The sequence below is a fragment of the Aquabacterium sp. genome (assembly GCF_035476535.1).
Taxonomy (GTDB): Bacteria; Pseudomonadota; Gammaproteobacteria; order Burkholderiales; family Burkholderiaceae_C; genus Pseudaquabacterium.
In genome coordinates this window covers 1-4,058 of the sequence record NZ_DATILJ010000058.1, presented here as the reverse complement: position 1 = coordinate 4,058, position 4,058 = coordinate 1, and the positions used below count along the sequence as shown (strand labels likewise).

Sequence of the window (4,058 nt, the reverse complement as noted above, 5' to 3'; positions counted from 1 at the left end):
GCCAGGAAGGCCTGCTTGTGCACCTGGTTGACCACGCCGCCGGTGGAGCCGCGGCCGAACAGCATCGAGGCCGAACCGCGCAGCAGCTCGATGCGCTCGTAGCTGAAGGTGTCGCGGTCGTAGAAGGCCGGGTCACGCAGGCCGTCGACGTAGATGTCGCCGCTGGTAGCCAGCGAGAAGCCGCGCAGGCGCACGTCTTCTTCGCCGCCCTCGGCGGCCATGAAGGTGACGCCGCCGGTCTGGTGCAGCGCCTGCTTCAGCGTGTCGACACGGCGGTCGTCGAGCAGCTTCTCGGTGACGACGGTCAGCGATTGCGGGATGTCGCGCAGGTCCTGGTTGCCCTTGCCGATGGTGGAGGTGGTGGCGCGCACCGAGGTGGCATCGGTTTCCGTCTTGGCCTTGACCGAGATCGGCTGCAAGGTCGTTTCGGGCTGCGGTGCCGGCGGCGGCGTCTGCGCCAGCGCCATGCCTTGCAGCAGGCCGAAGCCGGCCGCCAGGGCGCCCAGTGGCAGCAGGCTCTTCTGGGCCGCCGACGGCGCTGCTGCCGCTTGGCTGGGGCTCGGGAACTTCGAAGGTTTTGTTCTGAATGCGCGCGGCACGGTGCTCTCCTGCGGGAAGTGATGCACGGGCTGGCGGCGGCGGGCTGGTGCGATGTGATGAGGGGTGGGAAACGACTATTTGGTGAGGATCAGCTTGCCCAGCGAGGTCTGGCGCAGCCGGTACAGCAGGCCGTGGTGCTCGATGTGCACCTCCTGCGCGCCGGAGAACAGCTGCTCGCTGCGAATGCGCACCGTAGGCTGCAGGCCCGGCGCAGCGGCGGCGCCGGGCGCAGGGGCATTGCCAACGCTAACGTCATTCTGGAGCGCTTGGGTCGGTGGGGTGGCCATGGTGTCAGTGGGCCGCTTCGGACTCGCTGATGAAGCCCACCTTGGTGAGCCCCGCCTTCGACGCGTCGGCCAGGGTCTGCGCCACGAAGCGGTAGGCCACGTTCTGGTCGGCCCGCAGGTGAACCTCGGGTTGTGTCGGCTTCTTGCCCTCGACGGCAAAGCGCTGCTGCACCACGGCGCGCGTCACCGGCTCGCCGTTCCAGTACAGGGTGCCGGTGGCGTCGATGGCGAACTCGATCTTGTCGGGCCGCAGATCATTGGCCTGCGAACTGGCCTTGGGCAATTCGAGCTTGACCGCCTGCGTGAGCAACGGCGCCGTGACGATGAAGATCACCAGCAGCACCAGCATCACGTCGATCAGCGGCACCATGTTGATCTCGGACATCGGCGCGCCCGCGCTCTTCGAGTCGAAACTGGCGAAGGCCATGTCAGTACCGCCCGGCCGTTCCGAAGGTACTGAGCGCCCCAAGGGCGACGCAGGAGCCCGTGCCGGGCTTTGGGGGCAGCGAACGAAGTGAGCTTGGGGGTTTCATTTCGGCGCTCCTCAGGCCGCGACCGGGCGGGTCGGCATCGACCGAACCTTGGTCGGCGCGGCATCGCCCTCGACGCCATGGCCCAGCGCCTGGCCCATCGAGACGAAGGTGTGCAGTTCGTAGGCAAAGGCGTCGAGCTTGGCCGCCAGCACCCGGTTGGCACGGGTCAGCCAGTTGTAGCCCATCACCGCGGGAATGGCGACCGCAAGGCCCAGGCCGGTCATGATCAGCGCTTCGCCCACCGGGCCGGCGACCTTGTCCAGCGTGCCGGCGCCGCTCATGCCGATGGCCACCAGCGCGTGGTAGACACCCCAGACGGTGCCGAACAGGCCCACGAAGGGCGCCGTGGCGCCGACGGTGGCCAGCACCGCCAGGCCGTTCTCGAGCCGCGTGGTTTCTTCGTCCAGCACCTTCTTGATCGTGCGGGTCACGAAGTCGCTGGAGGAACCGGCTTCCTCCAGCTTGGAGGCGCCGTACTTGGCGTGGTGGGCCTGCGCCTGCATGGCATGCGCCGTGAGGTGCGAGAACGGGTCGCGGGCGCCATGCGTCGAGATCTCGGCGGCCACCGATTCCAGCGAGGTGGCATTCCAGAAGAAGTTCAGGAAGGTGTGGCTGCGGCCCTTGCGCAGGTGCAGCGAAACGCCCTTCATCGCGATGATGGCCCACGAGGCCACCGACATCACGATCAGGATCAGCAACAGGACCTTGCCGACCACGTCGGCCTGGGTGATGAAATGGCCAAAGCCAAGGCTTCCGGCATCTGCGTTCACGTTACTTCTCCAACTCGAAGTGAATGGGGATCAGCGCCCAGCCTTCGATCGGCCGGCCGTTCTCGGTATAGGGCTTGAACCGCGCCTTGTGCACCGCCGCGACGGCAGCGTCGTCCAGCCGCGAGTGCCCGGACGACTTGTTGACCTGCACGCTGCGCGGCGAACCGCCGGTGGTGTCGATGTAGGCGCGCACGATCACCAGCCCGGTTTCGCCGTTGCGCTTGGACAGGCGCGGGTAATCGACCACCGGCGGCTCCAGGTACTGCACCGCGGAAGCCGGAATGATCTTGGGCGGTGGCGGCGGTGCGGGCGGCGCCGGCGGCGCGGCGGCCACCACCGGCACCGGCGGGGCCGGCTCCGGCACGGGTTCCGGCGGCGGTGCGGGCACGACGAAGGCGGCCGGCGCCGGGCTGGGCGCCGCGGCAATGACCGGCGCGGGCGGCGGCGGCTTGAGCTTCACCGGCTGCGGCTTCGGCGGCGGGGGCGGTGCCGGCGGGGCGGGCGGCGCCGGTGGCGTGATCAGGTTGACGAACATCGGCGCGGCCTGCAGCACCGCTTCGCGGACCGCGCCGATCTGCATCAAACCCCAGACCGCCGCCACGTGCGCCAGCACGATGCCGCCGACCATGACGCGGCGCTGCGCGGGCGTGAGCTCGTCCGCCACCTCGCCGGCCCGGGGCAACGGCGGCAGGCTGCGCAGCAGCGGCGCCGCCTGCAGTGCGACCGAGCCGGCAGGGCTCAAGGGCGGGAAAGTGGAACTCGGCGGCACAGGAAAAACCGGGGGCGAATGGAGCCGGGAATCTAACACAAATGCGAATGATTGCTGTTCTGATGCTCACATGAGTTCGCCCGATCGCGCATGGCCCTGGCGGGCCGACGGGGCGCGACGGGCTGCCTGTCGCTGCAGCGGGCTCGCGTCGCGCCTGCGTCGGTGGCCTGGATAACGTCCATCCGCAGCGGTAGCTCGCTGCAGGCCGCCGTCTGGCGGGCCTGCGCGGCGCATTGCGTGAAACCCGCACCGGCCCTAGAGTCGCCCTCTGCGGCAGCGGTGCGAGGCCCCGGGGCTCCCGGGTCGCCTGCGCAGGCCGCCGCCAAGCCATGACGCTGCGCACCCTGCCCCCGCCCGCCTCGCCTCCGCCGGCCTCCACGCCCTGCCGGCTGGGTGCAGTCTCGTCGACGCTGTTCATCCCGCTGGCGGCGCGGGCCCACGGCGATGCGCTGTACCCCGAACTGGCCGTGAACGACGCGCACGCCGCCCGGCTGCTGCAGGTCCTGGGCGTCGATGTGCAGCCCTTCCTGGCCGATCGGCCGACGCTGTACGGCATCCTCGCGCGCACGCACATCCTGCGGGACCAGGCGCGAGAATTCTTCGCCCAGCATCCCGGCGCGCTCGGCGTCAGCCTGGGCTGCGGCCTGGCCCACTACCACCAGTGGCTGGACAACGGCCGCAACCGCTGGATCGACGCCGATGTGCCGGAAGTGGCCGCACTGCGCGAAACGCTGCTGCCGGCCGCCGGCACGCGCCGGCGCAACGCCAGCATCGACCTGACGCAGCCCGGCTGGTGGCAGCAGCTCGACCTGCCCGGCCCGCGTGCGCGCACGCCCGTGCTGCTGCAGTGCGAAGGCGTGCTGATGTACCTGACGCCGGCCCAGGTGGCGGCGGTGCTGCAGGAAATCGGCGACAACGCGCCGGCGGGCTCCGTCCTGCTGTTCGACTTCGTCACCAGCTTCGCGGTCGGCTTTGCCGGCGAGCACCCCAGCGTGCGCTACACCGGCGCCGAGTTCCGCTGGGGGCCGCGTCGCATGTCCGATATTTCCGCGGCCCACGCGCGCCTGGCGCTGCGCAACACCCACCCGGTGATGGAAGC

6 protein-coding genes are annotated in these 4,058 nt (G+C 70.1%); 1 reads left to right on the top strand and 5 read right to left on the bottom strand.

Annotated elements, in window-relative coordinates:
- The 5 genes from VLK61_RS06075 to VLK61_RS06055 form a co-directional block, all read right to left on the bottom strand.
- Nucleotides 1-599: TonB-dependent receptor plug domain-containing protein (locus VLK61_RS06075; RefSeq protein ID WP_414636777.1), on the bottom strand; the 599-nt coding region annotated here is incomplete at its 3' end.
- A gap of 75 nt (nt 600-674) precedes the next feature.
- Complete coding sequence (gene hemP / locus VLK61_RS06070; protein WP_325419284.1) at nt 675-887, bottom strand: hemin uptake protein HemP; 213 nt, start codon at nt 885-887, stop codon at nt 675-677.
- A gap of 4 nt (nt 888-891) precedes the next feature.
- Entirely contained in the window at nt 892-1,314 is a 423-nt protein-coding gene (locus VLK61_RS06065; RefSeq protein WP_325419282.1) for an ExbD/TolR family protein, read from the bottom strand.
- 117 nt (nt 1,315-1,431) lie between these two features.
- On the bottom strand, nt 1,432-2,190 hold the full coding sequence (locus tag VLK61_RS06060; protein ID WP_325419280.1) for a MotA/TolQ/ExbB proton channel family protein: 759 nt from the start codon (nt 2,188-2,190) through the stop codon (nt 1,432-1,434).
- Nucleotide 2,191: 1 nt separating this feature from the next.
- The gene (locus VLK61_RS06055) at nt 2,192-2,932 is read right to left on the bottom strand and encodes an energy transducer TonB (RefSeq protein ID WP_325419278.1); all 741 of its coding nucleotides are present in this window, start codon (nt 2,930-2,932) and stop codon (nt 2,192-2,194) included.
- Between the two features lie 356 nt (nt 2,933-3,288).
- Between VLK61_RS06055 and VLK61_RS06050 the strand changes: the two genes are divergently transcribed.
- On the top strand, nt 3,289-4,058 hold a 770-nt coding region (locus VLK61_RS06050), incomplete at its 3' end, for a class I SAM-dependent methyltransferase (RefSeq protein WP_325419276.1).

Coding starts and splice junctions, on each gene's coding strand:
- hemP (WP_325419284.1), bottom strand. CDS start 887: ATGGCCACCCCACCGACCCAAGCGCTCCAGAATGACGTTAGCGTTGGC.
- VLK61_RS06065 (WP_325419282.1), bottom strand. CDS start 1,314: ATGGCCTTCGCCAGTTTCGACTCGAAGAGCGCGGGCGCGCCGATGTCC.